Raw genomic sequence first — 19,146 nt, 5'->3', positions numbered from 1 at the left:
GATCGGTACAGCGGGAAGGGGGCGGGGAACGAGCCCCCCGCGGCGGTCAGGCCGTCGCCGTGATCACGATCGTCACCGCGCGGTCGTCCCCCAGCACCCGCGACACCACCCTTCGGACCGTCCGCGCCACGTCCAGCGCCCGGTGGCCCTCCGCCGTGGCCAGTTCGACCCGGACATGGTCCGGCGCGTGATGGACCGCCGCCCCCAGCGTCCTGGTCAGATGCGACACCCCCGCCGTCGCGGCCACGGCCGTGCCCACCGGGTCGGAGGGCTCGACGGCCGCCGGGGCGTCGGGCGACGCAGGACCTTCGGGGGCCGCGTCCAGAAGAGTGTCGACCCGCAGATCGACGACCGTGACCGTGAGGCCCAGCGCCTCCGCCGCCGCGTCGAGCAGTACCGACCGCAACGCCGCCGTGAGTGCGGGCAGCGGTTCTGTGAGGTCCCAGACCGACACCCCCGCCTCGAGGCGCAGCGGGCCCGGCCACAGTGCTGCCGGTGGCGTCGGCACCGTCGGGGACTCCGCCGCCTCCGGGTCCGCCAAGGAGAGTCTGACGTCGTTCAGGGCGGCCCCCGGCACCGAGGCCGCCGCACGGCGCAGGACCGCGGCGGCGGCTGCTTCCGACAGCCACGCGCCGTCCGCCGGCCCGCCGAGGGCGAGGAGTCTGCCGAGACCCAACACACCGCGTACCCGCCGTAGAACCGCATCCGGAGTGGTCATTCCTCCAGCCTGCCGCATCCCTGGCGCGAATGTGGGCAAGGGCACTTAATGTGGGCAACGGGGACGTCACCCGCCCGGAAAGGACCACGGCGATGACAGAAACACCTGGGCGCAGTCTGCCCACGACATCCGGAGACGAGCTGTCCGGCTCCAGCGATGCCACCCGTAAGGGCACAGGCGGCAGGCGACTGCCGGAACCGGGGTCCCGCGGCCGTACGACCATCGCCGACGGAGTGGTGGAGAAGATCGCCGGACTCGCCGCCAAGGACGTTCTCGGCGTACACACGATGGGGGGCGGGCTCTCCCGCACCTTCGGCGCTGTGCGCGACCGCGTGCCGGGCGGCGGCAAATCCAGCGTCACCCGTGGAGTGAAGGCCGAGGTCGGCGAGGTCCAGACCGCGATCGACCTGGAGATCGTCATCGACTACGGCGTATCCATCTCCGATGTGGCCCGCGCGGTCAGGGAGAACGTCGTCGCAGCCGTCGAGCGGATGACAGGCCTCGAGGTCGTCGAGGTGAACATCGCCGTCAGCGACGTGAAGCTGCCGGACGAAGAAGAGGACGAGCCGGAGCCTCGAATCCAGTAGAGGAGCTCAAAATGAGCATGGCGGTGGTCGGACTGCTGGCCGGCATGGCACTCGGGTTCGCCGGATATTTCGGCGGCTTCGGGGCGTTCCTGCTGGTGGCCGCCCTGGGGGTGGTCGGCTTCGTGGTCGGCCGGTTCCTCGAGGGCGACGTCGAGATCGGCGATTTCCTCCGGGGCCGCGAGCGTGGCGACGGGCGGCGGTGACGCGCCGTGGCAGACCCCGTCGCGGTGGCAGGAGCCTCCGGTCGTGACGCACCCGCGGGCCGGGTGCCGCCCTCCGACCGGGGGTCGACCGTGATCGCCGACCGCGTCGTCGCGAAGATCGCCGCGAGGGCGGCACGTGAAGCGCTCCCCGCGGTGCCGGAGGACGGCGCGCCACCGCACGCCATGGTCGTCGTGCACCACGAAACGGCCAGGGTGCGGGTGAGCCTCGAGCTCGAGTACCCGACCGACATCAGCGCGCAGTGCGGCGCGGTGCGTCGGCAGGTCATCGAGCGGGTAAAGGCGTTGGCGGGGATGGAGGTCCCCGAGGTGGCGGTGCACGTCGAGCGGCTGCACTCCGCCCTCTCGCGCGGAACGGCGCAGGGGAGGATCCGATGACCGAACCGGACAGGCCCTCGGGCCCCGAAGAGCCGGCCCGTCAGGAGCGGGAAGCGCGCTCCTCACCGCCCGTCCTCCAAATGGACCAGTCCGCCTCCGCCTCCGCGTACAACCCTGTGGCGGACGATCACGGCGACGCCGGCAAGGCCGGTCGCTTCTGGTCGGTGCGCCGGGTGCCCGCCGGGCTGCTCGCCCTCGTCGTCATCGCGGGCGCGGGGCTGCTGCTCTACGACGTCGCCGCAGTGCGGGCCGGTCGGCCCGCGATGCGCTGGCGGCGATGGCTGGCCGACCACCTCGCCGAATGGCGCCTGGACGAGATCGGGGTGCTCGCCGCGGCCGGCGCGGCGATGCTGCTGGGCCTGTGGCTGGTCCTTCTCGCGGTGACGCCGGGGCTGCGCGCGCTGCTGCCGATGCGGCAGGACCGGCCTCATCTACGGGCAGGGCTGCACAGGGAGGCCGCGGCCCTCGTACTCCGCGACCGGGCCATGGAGGTCTCCGGCGTGCAGTCGGTACAGGTCCGGATGAGGCGGTCCCGGGCGTCGGTTCGGGCGCGGGCGCACTTCCGTGACCTGGACGACGTACGCGCCGACCTCGACGAGGCGCTCGGCGACGCCTTGGAGGAGTTCGGCCTCGCGAAGCCCCCGGCGCTGGCCGTACACGTCGGCAGACCGCCCGCGAAGAAGAGGTGAGGAACGGTGCAGGGGAAGCTTCGAGCCGTCAACCGGGTCTTCCTGGGCCTCGCCGGGCTCGTCCTGCTGTGCGTCGGCGGTGCGGTCCTCGCGGCGGGCACGGGTCTCTCCGTCCCCTCGTGGTGGCCCTACGACGGACGGCACGACGTACTGCTGAGTGACGCCGACCGGACGCGCTGGCGCGACGAGGGCTGGTGGTGGCCGGTCGTCATCGCGGTGCTGGCGCTGCTGCTGCTCCTCGCTCTGTGGTGGTTCTTCGCCCAACTGCGGCGCGCACGACTGGCGGAGGTCCTGGTCGACAGCGGCGACGGGGAAGGGGCGCTGCTGAGGGGCCGGGCGCTGCAGGGTGCGCTGGAGGACGAGGCGGCGGCGCTGGAAGGCGTCTCCCGCGCGTCCGTGCTGCTGACGGGCCGCCGGACCGCGCCGCAGGCGCGGGTGGCACTGCGCCTGGAGCCGGACGCCTCGCCCGGTGGTACGCTCGCGCGGCTCGCGGACGAGGCGGTCGCGCACGCCAGGGACTCGGCGGGGCTCAAGGCGCTGCCGACGGAGGTACGACTGCGGGCGGCGAAACACAGGGCCCGGCGGGTGTCGTGACGGTGGGGGCGTGGCCCCCGTGCGGGTTTCCCTCGCCGCCCCTTCCCGCCGCCGGATCGGCGGCTCCGCCGCGTGACGGCGCAGCCCCCGCGCCCCTTACCGCGCTTCGCGCGGTGCCCTCAGCCTCCCCTACGAGGTGCCCCCGGACGGGCTCGATCTGGCTGCGCGACATCAAGCTCGCCGACGGAAAGCGGACCCGGCCGGCCTCGATCGAGGCGCGCAGCCGGTGGGGGAGGGAGACCCCGTAAGGCAAGCGCTCGGTGGGGAGGGTGGCCCCGTCCGGGAAAGGGCCGGTGGGGAACACACCACGCCGTGTCAGAAACCGTGGCGTGCCCCGCCGTCGATCGGGAGCATGACGCCGGTCAGATAGGACGCCGCCGGCGAGAGCAGGAACGCCGCCGTGCGGCCGAACTCCTCCGGGGTGCCGTAACGCCGCAGCGGGATGGCCGCCTCGTTGGCCCTGCGTGCCGCCTCCGCGTCGCCCGACAGGGCGTCGAGCTCGCGGACGCGGTCCGTGTCGATGCGGGAGGGCAGCAGGCCCACCACGCGGATGCCGCGCGGGCCCAGTTCGTCCGCCAGGGACTTGGCGAAGCCCGCGAGGCCCGGGCGGAGACCGTTGGAGATGGTCAGGCCGGGGATGGGTTCGTGTACGGAACCGGACAGCACGAAACCGATGACACCCCCTTCGTCCAGTTCGGCCGCGGCCGTGCGCGCCATGCGGACGGCGCCGAGGAAGACCGACTCGAACGCGGCGGCCCACTGCTCGTCGGTGTTGTCCGCGGCGAAGCCCGGCGCCGGGCCGCCGACGCTGACGAGGACGCCGTCGAATCGGCCGAAGTGCGCGCGGGCGGCGGCGACAAGGCGTTCCGCGGCGGAGGGGTCGGCGTTGTCGCAGGCGACGCCCACCGCGGCGGGACCGAGTGCGGTGGCGGCGTCGGTGACCGTCTTCTCGTCGCGCCCGGTGAGGACGACCTTCGCGCCGTCGGCGACGAGCGCCCGCGCGGAGGCGTTGCCGAGGCCCCTCGAGGCACCGGTGACGATGTAGACGCGGTCCTTCAGTCCAAGATCCATGGCCCTATCCTGCCGTCCTCTGCCCCGTGAGCGCGAGGGCCGTGGTCACCAGTCCGATGTGGCTGAACGCCTGCGGGAAGTTGCCGAGGTGCTGTCCCGTCGCCGGGTCGTACTCCTCGGAGAGGAGGCCGACGTCGTTGCAGAGGCCGAGCAGCCGCTCGAACAGTTCGCGGGCCTCCTTCTCGCGGCCCGTCATCCGCAGCGCGTCCGCTAGCCAGAAGGAGCAGACGAGGAACGCGCCCTCGCGGCCCGGCAGCCCGTCGACCTGTGTGGCGTTCGGGGTGTAGCGGCGTACGAGCGGTCCACTGCCCAGCTCCTCCCACACGGCGTCGACCGTGCCGACGACCCGGGGGTCGTCCGGGGGTAGGAAGCCGACGCGCGGGATGAGCAGGACCGCGGCGTCGAGTTCCTTGGAGCCGTACGACTGGGTGAAGGTGCCACGGACCGGGTCGAAGCCCTTTTCGCACACCTCGCGGTGGATGTCGTCCCGCATGGCCCGCCAGCGTGCCGCGTCGCCGCGCAGCGACGATTCGCCCTCGAGGGTGCGCACGGCGCGGTCGGCGGCGACCCATGCCATGACCTTGGAGTGGACGAAGTGACGGCGCGGGCCCCGGACCTCCCACAGACCCTCGTCCGGCTCACGCCATTTGGACTCGAGGAAGCCGAGCAGGCTCAGCTGGATGTTCCACGCCTGTGGCTCTGGTGCGAGACCGGCCTGCCTGGCCAGGTAGAGGGACTCGATGACCTCGCCGTAGACGTCGATCTGCAGTTGGCACCTCGCCTCGTTGCCCACGCGGACCGGCGCGGAGCCCGCGTAGCCGGAGAGCCAGTCCAGCTCCATCTCGGGCAGGCGGCGTTCACCGGCCAGTCCGTACATGATCTGAAGATCGGCCGGGTCGCCGGCTACCGCCCGCAGCAGCCAGTCCCGCCAGGCCGCGGCCTCGTCCAGGTATCCGACGGACACCATGGCGCTCAGGGTGAGGGTCGCGTCGCGCAGCCAGCAGAAGCGGTAGTCCCAGTTCCGTACACCGCCGATGTCTTCGGGCAGGGACGTCGTGGGTGCGGCGACGATGCCTCCGGTGGGGGCGTACGTGAGCGCCTTGAGAGTGATCAGGGAGCGCAGCACGGCGTCACGGTAGGGACCTTGGTAGCGGCACTTCGACGACCAGGTCTCCCAGTCCTGGAGGCAGTGCTCCAGGGCCTCGTGCGGGTCCACGAGCGCGGGCCGCGGCTTGTGCGAGGGGTGCCAGGTGAGGACGAACGCCACCTTCTCGCCCTCCTCGACCGTGAACGACGAGCAGGTGCTGTAGTGCTGACCCCACGTCTTGACCTCGGGCTCGCTGCGCAGCCACACGGAGTCGGGCCCCGCGACGGCGACCCGGTGGCCGTCCGTGCGGCGTACCCACGGCACCACGGAGCCGTAGTCGAACCGCAGCCGCAGTGTGCCGGCCATCTCGACCGTGCCGCTGAGGCCCTCGACGATGCGGACGACGTCCGGCGCCTCGTCACGCTGCGGCATGAAGTCGAGGACCCGGACCTTGCCGGTACGGGTCTCCCACACCGATTCCAGCACCAATGACGCGCCGACGTAGCGGCGGCTGGTGCAGGCGCCCGCGTCCTTGGGCGCGATCCGCCAATGACCGTTCTCCTCGTCGCCGAGGAGTGCGGCGAAGCACGCGGCGGAGTCGAAACGGGGAAGGCACAGCCAGTCGATGGAGCCGTCCTTGCCGACCAGCGCAGCGGTCTGCAGATCGCCGATCAGGGCGTAGTCCTCGATACGTTGGGTCACGTTCTGGCGTGTTCCCGCCAGAGACCACGCTAAGCAGCCGCAGGAGCGGGCTCGGGCGTCGTCTTCTCCGCCGCGGCCAGGTCGCGCCTCTCCCGCCGTACGAGAATCGCCCAGCCGACGGGCACCGCCGCGGCGAACAGCCACCACTGCACGGCGTACGCCATGTGGGCGCCGATGGAGTCGTGGTCCGGGTCCGGAATCGTCTCGGGGCTGCCGCCCGCGGGCTTCGGCGCCGTCTGCTCCAGATATCCGCCGAGCACCTGCCGGTCCAGCAGTTGCGCCTGCTGCTCGCTGTTGATCAGCATCACTTGGCGGGGCGGCAGGCCCTTCAGGTCCCTGATGCCGCTGGCGCCGGTCGTCTCGTCGGCCTTCAGCCGGCCCGTGACGGTCACGGTGCCCCCGGGCGCTGCGGGGATCTCGGGGAAGGCCTTCTGGTCGGCGGCGGCGGGGACCCAGCCGCGGTTGACGAGGACGGCACGGCCGTCGGCCAGCACCAGCGGGGTCAGTACGTGGAAGCCGACGCGGTCGTCGGCGTTCGTGCGGCGGCGGACAACCATCTCGTGGTCGGTGTCGAACGTGCCGGTCGCGGTGATCCGCCGCCAGTAGTCGGAGCGCGGGACGGTGTGCCCGGGGGAAGTGAGCTCCTCCATCGGAACCGGCTTCGCCTTGAGGTTCCGTGCGATCAGGGCGTTCTGCTCGACCCTGCGCTCGTGCCGGTGCAGCTGCCAGAAGCCCAGCTCGATCATCGTGGGGATGAGAACGAGGCCGATGAGGGTGAGGATCACCCACTGCCGGGTCAACAGGAAGCGGTACACGGCTTCGACCGTACCTGCTCGGCGCGGGGCCACGGACGGTGGGTCCCCGCCCGTGTCCCGGCCGGGCGCAGGTCACACCCTGTCGACGATGCCCGCCCTCCCCTCGGCGCGTGCGCAGTGGGCGCCGCAGTACCAGTGGCCCTCGACCTCGACGCCCTGGCCGATGATCTGCACCCGGCAGTGCTCACAGATGGGCGCCATCCGGTGGATGGCGCAGGAGAAGCAGTCGAAGACGTGCACCGCGCCCTGCGCGTGCACCTCGAAGGACATGCCGTAGTCGTTTCCGCAAACCTCGCAACGTGCCATGCGCCACAGGGTGAAACGCTTCGCCGCCCCGGGCGAGCGGGCGCCGGGCGAGTCGCGCCCGGTTCACTCCGATGCGGGTGTCCGTCCGGTCTACGCGTCCGGCGCGGGGGCGACGTCCCGCAGCAGCTGGGTGAAGGCGCCCTCGTCGACGACCGGCGTGCCGTACGAGGCAGCCTTGACGGTCTTGGACGTCGCCGCGTCCGGGTCGTTCGTCACCAGCAGACTCGTGAGCCGGGACACACTCGTGGCGACGTGCAGGCCCGCCTCCACGGCCCGGTCCTCGAGCAGTTCACGCTCCACGGAGGTGTCGCCGGAGAAGGCGACCCGCATGCCCTGCACCAGCTGCCCACCCGGCTCGTACCTCCCCGGGTTGGGGTACGGGCACGGCGGCCGCTTGCGCGACGGCCGCCAGCTGCTGTGCCCGTACGACGGCTGGTAGCCGACGCGCGGGGCGGCGGGGGCGTCCGACCACTCCGTCAGCGGCCGGCACTCGAGAAGCGGCAGCCGCACACCGTCGCGGGCCGCGGTGTGCAGGCTCGGCCGGAACGCCTCCGCGAGCACGCGGGCGTCGTCCAGGGCGTGGTGGGCACGCTGCTGCACGACCCCGTAGTGCGCGGCCAGCGACTCGAGCTTGTGGTTGGGCAGCGGGAGCCGCAGCTCCTTGGCGAGCGCGATGGTGCACAGCCGCTGCCGGGTCGGCGCCGCGCCCCGCGCACGCGCGTACTCCCTGGCGATCATGGACCAGTCGAAGGTGGCGTTGTGCGCGACCAGGACCCGGCCGTCCAGCCGCGCGGAGAGCTCGCCCGCGATGTCCCCGAACAGAGGGGCGCCTTCGAGCGCCTCGCTCGTCAGCCCGTGGATCCACACCGGTCCGGGGTCGCGCTCCGGATTGACGAGCGTGTACCAGTGGTCCTCGACGTTGCCGTGGGTGTCGAGGCGGTAGACGGCAGCCGACACTATCCGGTCGTCACGGGCGAGGCCGGTGGTCTCCACGTCGACGACCGCGTACCCCTGTGGGTACGCGGCCGGCCACGTCGTCGCTGCGGTCGTACGGTCGTCGAGCATGGTCACAGAGAATACGGGCAGGGACCGACAGCCCTGTCCCACCCCCACCGCCCGAAGGCCGGGGTGTGGCTCCTCGTCCCCAACTTCCTTGCGTGAGAAGCTCCCCGGATGAGTGAAGCGACCGGCGGTGAACAACAGGACGAGGCGCACCCCGGTGGACTCGGCACGCGCCTCAACTGGCTGCGCGCCGCCGTCCTCGGCGCGAACGACGGCATCGTCTCGACGGCGGGCCTCGTCGTCGGTGTTGCCGGTGCGACGGACTCGCGGCCGGCGCTGCTCACCGCCGGCCTCGCCGGACTGCTCGCCGGTTCGATGTCGATGGCGGCAGGCGAGTACGTGTCCGTCTCCACGCAGCGCGACTCGGAGATGGCCGCGCTCGCGGTGGAGAAGCGGGAGCTGAAGGAGCAGCCGGAGGCCGAACTGGACGAGCTGACCCGCATGCTGGCGGACCGTGGTCTGTCGGAGGAGGTGGCCAGGGAGGCCGCCGTGCAGCTCACCGACCGTGACGCGCTGCGCGCGCACGCGCGGGTGGAACTCGGCATCGACCCCGACCAGCTGGTCAGCCCCTGGCACGCGGCGGGCGCCAGCTTCCTGGCGTTCACGGCCGGTGCGCTGCTGCCGCTGCTGGCCATCGTGCTGCCTCCGGCGTCGGCCCGCCTGTTCGTCACGGTCCTCTCGGTGCTCGCGGCGCTGGCGCTGACCGGCTGGTGGAGCGCTCGGCTGGGCGCCGCCGCGGCCGGGCCCGCCGTCCTGCGCAACGTGTGCGGCGGGGCACTCGCCATGGCGGTGACGTACGCCGCCGGTTCGTCGCTCGACGCGGTCGGTGTCTGAGGCGTTGTCAGGTCCTTACGCGCTTCACCTCGACGCGGTCGGGCGGGAAGCGGTCGATGCCGACGACCGGGGTGTCGTCGGTGACCGTGATCTTCAGGTCGGGCATCGCGACGAGCGGTCCGATGTCGACGGGCGCTCCGGACGGTGAGCACTGCGAGAGCTCCAGTGAGGTGAGCGCGGGCAGCTCGCGCAGCGCGCTGAGGCCGTACGGCAGTTCGCACCGCCAGAGGTACAGCCGCCGCAACGTGCAGTGGTCGAGGAGCGGACGCGGGTCGAGAGGGTCGAGCTCGTACAGGCTCAGACTCGTCAGCGAGGGTGGCAGTGGCAGGCACGGCAGTTGACGCAGCTGTGACTGGCCCGCGATCGACAGCGTCTCCAGCAACGGCCACCGCTCGATGCCCTCCAGGCTCACATAGCGGGTCTGGTGGTGGAGCCCGAGGTGGACGAGTCCCGGTCCGACCGGCAGTTCCGCCAGACTCTCGATGAGCAGCGGCTGCGAGAGCATCACGCTGCGCAGGTCGGGCATGTCCCGCAAGGGCTCGATCGAGACATCCGGATGAACCTCCCAGAGGGAGAGGTGCTCGATTCCGGGCCGCGCCAGCGGCCGCAGGTCGCGCAGTTCCGGGCACCGGCTCAGGCCGACCTCCGTGAGCCGCCGGAACGACGCGAGCGGCGTGAGATCGTCCACCACGCCGTTCTCGTACAGAAAGAGCCACTCCGGGTCCTCCACCGCGAGCAGCGGAGTGAGGTCGTGGTGGTCGCCCGCCACATGCAGGCGCCGGGCCTTGGGTATGTGGCGCAGGGCGTGGAGCTGTTCGGGCGTCTGGACGTGCAGGTACGAGGTGTTCCACGCCCCGGCCGCCAGCACGTCCCTGGCGTACGACTCGGTGTCGAACGAGCCCCACGCCGTCGACACCTGGAACGCCACGGACAGCCGGGCGTCCTGCCGGAAGCGCGCGGCCACCTCGAACGCGGCGTCCCCTTTGATCAGGGCCGCCGTGCGCACCACGGCCGCCGCCGTGTACTCCTCCAGGTCCTCCGGCCCGGGCAGCAGCTCCAGCACCAGTTCGCCGACCTTGGCGAGCTGCGCCGCGTCCTCCTGGGTGCGCGGGGGCAGCAGCTCCTGCGTGCGCGACTGAACTGTCGCGCGGATCTCCGGGTCCAGCTCCGGGGCGTGCTCCAGACAGGCCGCGGCGAGCAGCACCAGACGGTGCCGGTGGCGCTGCGCCCGGTCGGCGCGGCGCAGCAGGTGCCGCAGCAGGCGGACCCGTTCCTCGACGCGGGCGTGACCGACGGCCATCTGCACCACGTCGTCCCACTGGTCGTCGTGCGCGTTCTGCACGAGGACCCCGAAGTCGCGGGCCTCGACCGCGGCCTTGGCGCCCAGATAGTCCTGGAACGTCCGGTGCACGAAGTCGACCGCACCCGGTCGTGGTTCACGCAGCAGACCGCTCCTGATGAGCAGGTGGGAGAACACCTGCTCGGGGCTGCCCTGCACCTGCGGCATGGCGGCCAGCCACTCGCCCACCATCTCCACCGCCTCGGCGCGCTCGGCCTCCACCTGACCGTTGCGGATGAGCCAGTACGCCAGCCGCTGAAGCAGCGCGGTCTGCTCCTCACGCGTCAGATCGACGCCCTCCACACCGACGATCTCCCGCTCGGTGTCCCGCCGCACCAGCAGCATGTCCAGCGCGGCGTCGTACAGCTCCTTGCGGGCGCGCGGCAGTTGCATCCTGCGGTCCCGGTTCAGCGCGCACAGCAGGGCGCACATCAGCGGGTTGGTGGCCAGCCGCCCCAGATCGCGGCGGGTGGAGACAGCCTTGCGCAAGGACGTCTCGTAGGTGTCGAGCTGGGCGCGTTCGCTCTGGGACAGGCACTCCTGGCGGGCGGCCTCGTGCCAGTGGCCGATGAACGAGCGGATGTCGTCGCGCTCCATCGGCAGCAGCGAGTGCCCGACGAATCCCTGGCGGGACAGCCAGTCCTCCGGGACGGCCGACGGCCGGGTCGTCACCACGTAGCGGGCGTCCGGGTAGGCGGCGATGAGCGACTTCAGCCAGTTCTCCGTCCGGTGCCGCTGCCGTGAGGGGATCTCGTCCACCCCGTCGACGAGGATCAGCGCCCGGCCGTCCGTCAGCAGCTTCTCCGTCCAGCCGGCGGGTGCCTCACCGTGCAGCGGGACCCCCGCCGCCCGCAGGAAGGCGTCCGGCATGGGCAGAGTGTCGGACGACGTGAAGGCCCGCAGCCGCAACAGGAAAGGCACGCACCGGTTCCAGTCCTCCAGGTCCTTGCCGAAACTGCGGCGGGCGGCGTTCAGCGCGAGCCACTGCACCAGGGTGCTCTTTCCGGACCCGGCAGGACCGCGCAGGACGAGCCGGTCGGCAGAGGACAGGATCTGCTCCGCCTTCACGGCGACCTGTCCGGTCCGCGGCAGGCCGAAACCCTCCTGGTGGGGCCCGTCGCCGCTGACCGCCAGGGAGATGTACGCCGTGTCCAGCGGCCACTCGCTCCCCGATCTGCCGAGCGTCAGCCCGAACAGCTCCAGACGCCCGTGGGTCTGTGCCACATAGTCCGCGTACCGCCCCTCGAAGCCGAGGGCGACCGCCTCCGGGCGCGGGCCGAGCCGGTCCCTGACGTCCTCGACGAGTGCTTCGGTGCGGCCCGCCCTGCGGGTCTGCTCCACCGCCGCCCGTGCCATGAACGACTGGTCGGCGGTCAGGTTCTCGACCATGTGCGCGCAGCACAGCCGCAGCAGTTCGTCGTAGAGCTCCACGCCCCGCTCGGCCAGGCCGGCCGCGGGGTCCCGCAGCGTCCGGAACAGCCGCTCCGGGTCGAGGTCCAGTGCGAACAGCCGGTCGGGACGGACCGTACCGGCGGCCTGGACGGTGTCCCGTACCGCCTCGACGGCTGCCTCACGCTCGTGGTCGGGCAGGTCGGTGTACGGGTCCGAGAGCCGGCCCGCGAGCTTCCTCGCCACCGGGGCCGGGTCCGGCCGGGGGAGCGGCGCGGCCCTGCGGCCAGTCACCAGGCCCGCACCCGGGCGTGCGGCGATCAGCGATTTCACGACGGTCACGGCCAGCGTCCCGGCCAGTCGTAGGACGACGGCTTCCAACCCCTGCACTGCGGTTCCTCCCCGTGAATCCACCGGCCACCGGATCGTACGGTCCGCGGTCCGTGCAGCACCGGTCATCGGTGCATGCCCGTGGTGCGGACGGCCTACCCTCCGCGGGCGGAGACGGTCGCGTCCCGCGCACGCGCATCAGGGGACCCGCGCCGCCTGTCCGGCGCCCGGCGTGGCGGTCGCCGAAGTGCCGTCAAGCAGTGGTGTCTGCCCACTTCGGCGCGTCCGTGCCCCAAATTCCGGGCGGGCGGGCCCAGTCGGTCGGCCCGCCCTCGTAGCCCACCGCCGGAACGGCGTGACGCAGACGGCCCATGGGGCTGTCCCTCTCGGTGAGCCACCGATCGGCGTCGTACGCCGCCGGGTCCCCGTCCGGTGCCTTGACGAGCCCACCGGTCAGCCAGGCCGCCGTCTGTGTGAGAGCGGCCTCCACCAGGCGCGTTCCGCCCGCGTCGTGCTGTGCGGTCAGCGCGCGCAGCACCCCTGCGGCCAGCAGATACCCGGTGCCGTGGTCGAGGGCCTGGGCGGGCAGTGTGCCCGGTCGGCCCTCGTCGCCCTCCGCGGCGGCGATGCCGCCGGCCGCCTGGACCAGGCTGTCGAAGCCACGCCGCCCTGCCCACGGCCCGTACCCGCCCCAGGCCGACAGCCGGGCCACGACCAGGCCCGGACGGCGCTCGGCCAGCGACTGCGGAGAGAGACCGAACCGGTCGAGGGCGCCCGGCCGGTAACCGGTCACCACCACGTCGGCCCGGGTCAGCAGTTCCTCGAACACGGCACGGTCCGCGACCGCGCCCAGGTCGAGCCGGGTGGACCGTTTTCCCGTCCCGGTGTCGCCGTGGGCGTCCTGACTCTCCGGCAGATACGGGGAGTCGACCCTCAGCACGTCCGCGCCCAGCAGCGCGAGCGACCGCGTGGCGACCGGTCCGGCCAGCACCCGGGTCAGGTCGAGCACACGCAGTCCCGAACAGGGCAGGCAGGTCCCGCCGTTCGCTGCCCGCGGCGGGCAGCCGTCGCCGAGCCGCTCCACCCGCAGCAGGGGCCGCCCGGCGGTGGCCGCCCCCTGCGGATGCTCCGCCCATTCGTCCCCGCTGCGCATGGCCACGGCCAGGCCGCCCGCCGCGTACACGCTCTCCTCGACGTCCACGGCGCGGCGTTCGCCGATCGCGTCGGCGACGGCCTCCACTCCGGCGTCCTCGGGCAGGGACAGCGCGGCGAGCAACCGGGCGCGGTGATGAGGGTAGTTGGCGTGCGTACGCACCCACCCGTCCGACGCGGGCCAGAACCGGGACAGCGGTGCGAACGTGGCCGGCGCCACGCCGTCCACCCGCACCAGCCTGTCACTGAGGAACGCCGTCGTCACCGCACCGTCCTCGACGGTCACGGAGGGGACCGGACCGCCGCCGCGCCGCGCGGCCAGCTCGGCGGCGGCGAGGGAGCAGACCCCGGCGGTGGCGCGCGCCAGCTCCATGACCGGCAGCCGGGACGGCAGCGAGCCGCCACCCTTGTGGACGACACGGCCGAGCAGCGCCGGATCACCACCCAGAGCCGCCCATGCCTGGGCGGTACCGCCGGACGGGAAATCGGAGGGTGAGTGGGCCATGCACTCACTATGGCACCGGCGCCACAACGCAAGGGGCCCGGTGCGGATCGCGCACCGGGCCCCTCACATGAAGCCGCTAGCGGCGGACCGCGTCCAGAGCGTCGGTGACGCCCGTGCCGTAGAAGCCGTTGTCGCGCTCGCCGCCCTCGCAGACCGCGTCGACGGTGCCGTTGCCGTCGATGTCGTACGGGTTGGTGCACGCCGTGTCGTCAGCCTGCGCGTACAGCAGACCCTTGACCAGGGCCGGCGGTGCGTACGGGTGGGTCGACTTGATCAGCGCCGCCACGCCCGCGACGTGCGGGGAGGCCATCGACGTACCGGCCTTGTAGCCGTAGCCGCCCGGAACCGTGGAGAGGATCCGGCCGTCGACCGCCGGCGCGTCCGGCGCCTGGTAGCGCGTCGCGTCGCCGCCGGGGGCGGAGATGTCGACCACGCCGTTGCCGTAGTTGGAGTAGGAGGCCTTGAGGCCCTTCGCACCCAGCGCGGACACCGTGACGACGCCCGGGATCTGCGTCGGGATGTCGAGGCACTCGCGCGGGTTGATGACCCGCTCGACCGGGGTGGTGTCGTTCGGGCTCGTGGTGTCGGTGAGCTCGTCCGCCGCCAGGTCCATGCGGGAGTTGCCGGCCGCTGCGACGTTCACCGCGCCCTTGCCCTCCGCGTAGCGGGTGGCACGGGAGACCGCCTCGACGAGGGCCTTCTGGTCCGCGTCGTTCTTGCAGTTGAACAGCCACGGGTCCGTGTAGTAGCTGTTGTTGGTCACGTCGACGCCGTGCTCCGCCGCCCACACGAAGCCGCAGACGACGGCCTCGGTGTAGAAGAAGCCGTCGGGCTGCGAGACCTTGATGCCGGAGACCTTCACGCCCGGCGCGACGCCGGTGACGCCGACGCCGTTCTTCGCGGCGGCTATCGTGCCCGCGACATGGGTGCCGTGGTCGGACTCGGTCGGACCCGGACGCCATGCGCCGTCCGCCGTGTTCGGCACGCCGCCCACGCAGCTGACGGACGCCTCGCGGTCGAAGTTCGGCGCGAGGTCCGGGTGGGTGTCGTCGACACCCGTGTCGATGACCGCGACCGTGACCTTGTCACTGCCGAGCGTCTTCTCGTGCGCCTTGTCGGCCTTGATGGCCGGGAGGTCCCACTGCAGGGGCTCCAGCGGGTCCTGGCCCGAGGTCGCCACCGCGGCGGAGGCCTTCGCCTCGTCGGCGGTGAGCGGACGCTCCGACTCGATGGCCATGTCGGCCGACGGCGCCAGAGGCGCGGTGCGCGTGGCACCGGCCGACGCCACGCCCCGCACACCGCGGATGGTCGTGGCGAAATCCGGGTTCTGCGAGTGGACGACGATGACGCCTATCTGGTCGTAGGCCATCACCACCGTTCCGCCGGCCTTGGCTATGGCCTTCTTGACCGACTTCGCGGTGCCGTGACCGCCCTTCACGTTCACGACGTACGACAGCTTGGGTCCGTCCGCCTGGACCGCCGCAGGTACGTCGTCGACCGGCGCCGCCGTAGCGGCCCCCGCGGGCAGGAAGCCGAGCGAGGCCGTGAGCGCCAGACCGGCGGGCAGCGCGAGGGCGCGGCGCCGTCTGGATCCCAGATGAGCCATGGGTTCTCCACATCATCCGTGACAACCGCCCAGACACCCCTGTGCGAATGGGCGGGTACATGACGAGTGAAGCTATCGCTGATCAAGGTCCGGATTCAATGAGTTCGCGAAGGAAGTGCAGAAGAAAAAGACCGGGGCTGAACCAGTGCGGCGCGTGCTCCGTGCCGTTGTCAGGGAGTGGAGCAACATCGAACCGCCCCTGCCAGTGGCATCCCCCAGTCCATCCCCACCGCACCCGCGTCGCGAGGAGATTCCGTGACCACCGAGGCACCGCCGCCCGAGCGCGATACGCAGACCAGCACCGCCCAGCCCACGACAGAGTCGTTCGTGCAGGTGCAGCAGAGTACGGAATTCGGCGAACTGCGCCGCACATACCGTTCCTTCGCCTTCCCCCTGACCATCGCGTTCATCGCCTGGTACCTGCTCTACGTCCTGCTCTCGAACTACGCCGGCGGCTTCATGGGCACGAAGCTCTTCGGCAACATCAACGTCGCTCTCGTCTTCGGCCTCGCGCAGTTCCTGACCACGTTCCTCATCGCCTGGTTCTACTCCCGGCACGCCGCCGCGAAGCTCGACCCGAAGGCCGAAACCATCAAGTCCCGTATGGAGGCCGACGCATGAGCCCCGCCCTGCACCTCGCGGCCTCGAGCGCCACGACCGAGCACCGGCCGCTGATCATCACGCTCTTCGCGGCCTTCGTCGTCGGAACGCTGTTCATCACCGTCTGGGCCGGCCGGCAGACCAAGGACGCCGCCGACTTCTACGCGGGCGGACGCCAGTTCACCGGCTTCCAGAACGGCCTCGCCATCTCGGGCGACTACATGTCGGCCGCCTCGTTCCTCGGCATCGCCGGCGCCATCGCCCTCTTCGGCTACGACGGCTTCCTCTACTCGATCGGCTTCCTGGTCGCCTGGCTCGTCGCCCTGCTGCTGGTCGCCGAGCCGCTGCGCAACTCCGGCCGCTACACGATGGGCGACGTCCTCGCCTACCGGATGCGCCAACGCCCGGTCCGTACCGCCGCCGGCGTCTCCACCATCGTCGTCTCGATCTTCTACCTGCTCGCGCAGATGGCGGGCGCCGGCATCCTCGTCTCGCTGCTGCTCGGCATCACCAGCGACGGCGGAAAGATCGCGATCGTCGCCCTCGTCGGTCTGCTGATGATCGTCTACGTGACCATCGGCGGGATGAAGGGCACCACCTGGGTGCAGATGGTCAAGGCCGTCCTGCTCATCGCGGGCACCCTGCTCATCACGTTCCTGGTGCTGTGGAAGTTCAACTTCAACATCTCCGACCTGCTCGGAGAGGCGGCCAAGAACAGTGAGGTCGGGCAGAAGGGCAACCCCGACGCCTTCCTCGAGCCCGGCCTCAAGTACGGCGTCGACGGTATGACGAAGCTCGACTTCATCTCCCTCGGCATCGCGCTCGTCCTCGGCACCGCCGGACTCCCGCACATCCTGATCCGCTTCTACACCGTGCCCACCGCCAAGGCCGCGCGTAAGTCCGTCAACTGGGCCATCGGCATCATCGGCGCGTTCTACCTGATGACCATCGCGCTCGGCTTCGGCGCCGCCGCGATTGTCGGACCCGCGGAGATCAAGGCGTCCAACCCGGCGGGCAACACCGCCGCCCCGCTGCTCGCCCTGCACATCGGCGGCGTCGACTCCGCCTGGGGCGCGATCCTGCTCGCCGTGATCTCGGCCGTCGCCTTCGCCACCATCCTCGCCGTCGTCGCCGGACTCACGCTGGCCTCCTCGTCGTCGTTCGCGCACGACATCTACGCCAACGTCATCCGCAGGGGACAGGCCACGGAGAAGGAGGAGGTCCGCGCCGCGCGCTGGGCGACCGTCTTCATCGGCATCGTCTCCATCGCCCTCGGCGCGCTCGCCCGCGACCTGAACGTGGCCGGCCTCGTCGCGCTCGCCTTCGCGGTCGCCGCCTCGGCCAACCTGCCCACGATCCTCTACAGCCTGTTCTGGAAGAGGTTCACCACCCAGGGCGCCCTGTGGTCCATCTACGGAGGCCTCGCCTCCTCGGTGTTCCTGGTGCTCTTCTCCCCGGTGGTCTCCGGCAGCCCGTCCGCGATGTTCCCGAGCGTGGACTTCGCCTGGTTCCCGCTGTCCAACCCGGGTCTCATCTCCATCCCGCTGGGCTTCCTGCTCGGCTGGCTCGGCTCGATCCTTACCAAGGAGAAGCCCGACGAGGGCAAGTACGCCGAGCTCGAGGTCAAGTCCCTCACCGGCATCGGCGCCCACTGAGAGGAAAGCGACACACGCATGTCAGCGGCCGCGTCGTAGGCTCCTACGACGCGGCCGTGCCGTACCTCGTGCCAATCGGGCCCTGGTGTTGTCGGCGCCGTCGCGTAGGCTCGAAACCGTCGGATCCGCGAATAGGGGAGGGGGCCCACAGTGCTCATCGACACCTACGGCCGAGTGGCCACTGACCTGCGCGTTTCTCTGACGGACCGGTGCAATCTGCGGTGTACGTACTGTATGCCGGAAGAGGGCCTCCAGTGGCTGGCCAAGCCCGATCTGCTCACCGACGACGAAATCGTCCGCCTGATCCGGATCGCCGTCACCGACCTCGGGATCACCGAGGTGCGCTTCACCGGCGGCGAGCCGCTGCTGCGTCCGGGACTGGTCGGCATCGTCGAGCGCTGCGCAGCCCTCGAGCCCCGCCCCAAGATGTCCCTCACCACCAACGGCATCGGACTCAAGCGCACCGCCGCGGCCCTCGAGGCCGCCGGCCTCGACCGGGTCAACGTCTCCCTCGACACTCTGCGGCCCGACGTCTTCAAGACCCTCACCCGCCGCGACCGACACCACGACGTGCTCGACGGCCTCGAAGCCGCCCGCGCCGCCGGCCTGACCCCGGTCAAGGTCAACGCCGTCCTGATGCCCGGCATGAACGACGACGAGGCCCCCGACCTGCTCGCCTGGGCCGTGGAGCACGACTACGAGCTGCGTTTCATCGAGCAGATGCCGCTCGACGCACAGCACGGCTGGAAGCGCGACGGCATGATCACCGCCGGGGACATCCTCCAGTCCCTGCGGACGCGATTCACCCTCACCCCGGAGGGCGACGCCGCGCGCGGCTCCGCGCCTGCCGAGCGATGGATCGTCGACGGCGGGCCGCACCGGGTCGGCGTCATCGCCTCCGTCACCCGGCCGTTCTGCCGCGCCTGCGACCGGACCCGGCTCACCGCCGACGGTCAGGTGCGTACCTGCCTCTTCGCCACCGAGGAGACCGACCTGCGGGCGGCGCTGCGCTCGGAGGCGCCCGATGAGGAGATCGCCCGCATCTGGCGGCTGGCGATGTGGGGCAAGAAGGCCGGATCCGGCCTCGACGACCCGTCGTTCCTGCAGCCGGAGCGGCCCATGTCAGCCATCGGCGGCTGACCCGGCCCCGGCACCCCGCTCCCACTGCTCCAGCGTCACGACGTCCTTCAGGAAACCGCGCACCCCGAGGAACTGGGACAGGTGCTCGCGGTGCTCGTCGCACGCCAGCCACGTCTTGCGGCGGTCCGGAGTGTGCAGCTTCGGATTGTTCCAGGCGAGGACCCAGACGGCGCCGGTACGGCAGCCCTTGGCCGAACAGATCGGGGTTTCGTCACTCACCGGAGGATTCACGGGATCATTGTCCCAGCATGGCGACGCCGAGCAGCCACGGGGGGAGCTGCCCGGCGTCGGTCCGTCGCTCCGACGGGGGATGCGGAGCGCGTACGCAGTATGTCACGGGGGACAGGGTGCGGTGCACCGGAACTT

Annotated in this window: 19 protein-coding genes; 9 read left to right on the top strand and 10 right to left on the bottom strand. The window is 71.6% G+C overall.

Annotated features, from left to right (window positions below; translation table 11 throughout):
- Positions 1–46: 46 nt before the first annotated feature.
- Complete coding sequence (locus MDN94_RS30540) at positions 47–718, bottom strand: hypothetical protein (protein ID WP_482729052.1); 672 nt, start codon at positions 716–718, stop codon at positions 47–49.
- A gap of 92 nt (positions 719–810) precedes the next feature.
- Here MDN94_RS30540 and MDN94_RS30535 point away from each other — a divergent pair, with 92 nt between their 5' ends.
- Genes MDN94_RS30535 through amaP form a run of 5 tightly spaced genes read left to right on the top strand, consistent with a single transcriptional unit; the run spans position 811 to position 3,187 of the window.
- On the top strand, positions 811–1,305 hold the full coding sequence (locus MDN94_RS30535; RefSeq protein WP_482729051.1) for an Asp23/Gls24 family envelope stress response protein: 495 nt from the start codon (positions 811–813) through the stop codon (positions 1,303–1,305).
- An 11-nt stretch (positions 1,306–1,316) separates the two neighbouring features.
- Positions 1,317–1,508 (top strand): hypothetical protein, encoded by a 192-nt coding sequence (locus MDN94_RS30530; RefSeq protein ID WP_482729050.1) that lies wholly within the window; start codon positions 1,317–1,319, stop codon positions 1,506–1,508.
- A 6-nt stretch (positions 1,509–1,514) separates the two neighbouring features.
- Positions 1,515–1,904, top strand: coding sequence for an Asp23/Gls24 family envelope stress response protein (locus MDN94_RS30525; protein WP_482729049.1), 390 nt, complete (start codon positions 1,515–1,517; stop codon positions 1,902–1,904).
- A complete protein-coding gene (locus MDN94_RS30520; RefSeq protein ID WP_482729048.1) occupies positions 1,901–2,593 on the top strand; it encodes a DUF6286 domain-containing protein in 693 nt (230 codons plus the stop codon). Before MDN94_RS30525 ends, MDN94_RS30520 begins: the two co-directional genes overlap by 4 nt.
- A gap of 6 nt (positions 2,594–2,599) precedes the next feature.
- Entirely contained in the window at positions 2,600–3,187 is a 588-nt protein-coding gene (gene amaP / locus MDN94_RS30515; RefSeq protein ID WP_482729047.1) for an alkaline shock response membrane anchor protein AmaP, read from the top strand.
- A 315-nt stretch (positions 3,188–3,502) separates the two neighbouring features.
- Here amaP and MDN94_RS30510 read toward each other — a convergent pair whose 3' ends face one another.
- The 5 genes from MDN94_RS30510 to MDN94_RS30490 all read right to left on the bottom strand — a co-directional run bounded on the left by MDN94_RS30510 (position 3,503) and on the right by MDN94_RS30490 (position 8,233).
- Entirely contained in the window at positions 3,503–4,258 is a 756-nt protein-coding gene (locus MDN94_RS30510) for an SDR family oxidoreductase (RefSeq protein WP_482729046.1), read from the bottom strand.
- Positions 4,259–4,262: 4 nt separating this feature from the next.
- The gene (locus tag MDN94_RS30505; RefSeq protein ID WP_482729045.1) at positions 4,263–6,047 is read right to left on the bottom strand and encodes a glycoside hydrolase family 15 protein; all 1,785 of its coding nucleotides are present in this window, start codon (positions 6,045–6,047) and stop codon (positions 4,263–4,265) included.
- Between the two features lie 29 nt (positions 6,048–6,076).
- A complete protein-coding gene (locus MDN94_RS30500) occupies positions 6,077–6,862 on the bottom strand; it encodes an SURF1 family cytochrome oxidase biogenesis protein (protein WP_482729044.1) in 786 nt (261 codons plus the stop codon).
- A gap of 72 nt (positions 6,863–6,934) precedes the next feature.
- On the bottom strand, positions 6,935–7,168 hold the full coding sequence (locus MDN94_RS30495; protein ID WP_100106509.1) for a hypothetical protein: 234 nt from the start codon (positions 7,166–7,168) through the stop codon (positions 6,935–6,937).
- Between the two features lie 90 nt (positions 7,169–7,258).
- Entirely contained in the window at positions 7,259–8,233 is a 975-nt protein-coding gene (locus MDN94_RS30490; RefSeq protein WP_482729043.1) for a DEDDh family exonuclease, read from the bottom strand.
- Between the two features lie 108 nt (positions 8,234–8,341).
- On the opposite strand from MDN94_RS30490, the gene MDN94_RS30485 reads away from it, so the two are divergent.
- Positions 8,342–9,064 carry a VIT1/CCC1 transporter family protein gene (locus MDN94_RS30485; RefSeq protein ID WP_482729042.1) on the top strand — a complete coding sequence of 241 codons (723 nt, stop codon included), beginning with the start codon at positions 8,342–8,344 and terminating at the stop codon, positions 9,062–9,064.
- 7 nt (positions 9,065–9,071) lie between these two features.
- Here MDN94_RS30485 and MDN94_RS30480 read toward each other — a convergent pair whose 3' ends face one another.
- The 3 genes from MDN94_RS30480 to MDN94_RS30470 form a co-directional block, all read right to left on the bottom strand.
- Positions 9,072–12,182 carry an NACHT domain-containing protein gene (locus MDN94_RS30480; protein WP_482729041.1) on the bottom strand — a complete coding sequence of 1,037 codons (3,111 nt, stop codon included), beginning with the start codon at positions 12,180–12,182 and terminating at the stop codon, positions 9,072–9,074.
- Positions 12,183–12,375: 193 nt separating this feature from the next.
- Positions 12,376–13,779, bottom strand: coding sequence for a CoA transferase (locus MDN94_RS30475; RefSeq protein WP_482729040.1), 1,404 nt, complete (start codon positions 13,777–13,779; stop codon positions 12,376–12,378).
- Between the two features lie 76 nt (positions 13,780–13,855).
- Positions 13,856–15,385 (bottom strand): S8 family peptidase, encoded by a 1,530-nt coding sequence (locus tag MDN94_RS30470; protein ID WP_482729039.1) that lies wholly within the window; start codon positions 15,383–15,385, stop codon positions 13,856–13,858.
- A gap of 255 nt (positions 15,386–15,640) precedes the next feature.
- Between MDN94_RS30470 and MDN94_RS30465 the strand changes: the two genes are divergently transcribed.
- The 3 genes from MDN94_RS30465 (at position 15,641) to moaA (ending at position 18,780) form a co-directional block, all read left to right on the top strand.
- Positions 15,641–16,006, top strand: a complete 366-nt coding sequence (locus MDN94_RS30465) for a DUF485 domain-containing protein (protein ID WP_482729038.1) — start codon at positions 15,641–15,643, stop codon at positions 16,004–16,006.
- Positions 16,003–17,640, top strand: a complete 1,638-nt coding sequence (locus MDN94_RS30460; protein ID WP_307705703.1) for a solute symporter family protein — start codon at positions 16,003–16,005, stop codon at positions 17,638–17,640. The genes MDN94_RS30465 and MDN94_RS30460 overlap by 4 nt, the downstream gene beginning before the upstream one ends.
- A 150-nt stretch (positions 17,641–17,790) precedes the next feature.
- Positions 17,791–18,780, top strand: coding sequence for a GTP 3',8-cyclase MoaA (moaA, locus tag MDN94_RS30455; RefSeq protein WP_441267229.1), 990 nt, complete (start codon positions 17,791–17,793; stop codon positions 18,778–18,780).
- On the opposite strand, the gene MDN94_RS30450 is transcribed toward moaA, so the two are convergent.
- On the bottom strand, positions 18,763–18,999 hold the full coding sequence (locus MDN94_RS30450; RefSeq protein ID WP_482729037.1) for a hypothetical protein: 237 nt from the start codon (positions 18,997–18,999) through the stop codon (positions 18,763–18,765). The two genes, moaA and MDN94_RS30450, sit on opposite strands and share 18 nt — an antisense overlap.
- Positions 19,000–19,146 lie beyond the last annotated feature (147 nt).

The organism is Streptomyces sp. WAC00040 (assembly GCF_056835925.1).
This window is presented reverse-complemented; position numbering and strand designations above follow the sequence as displayed.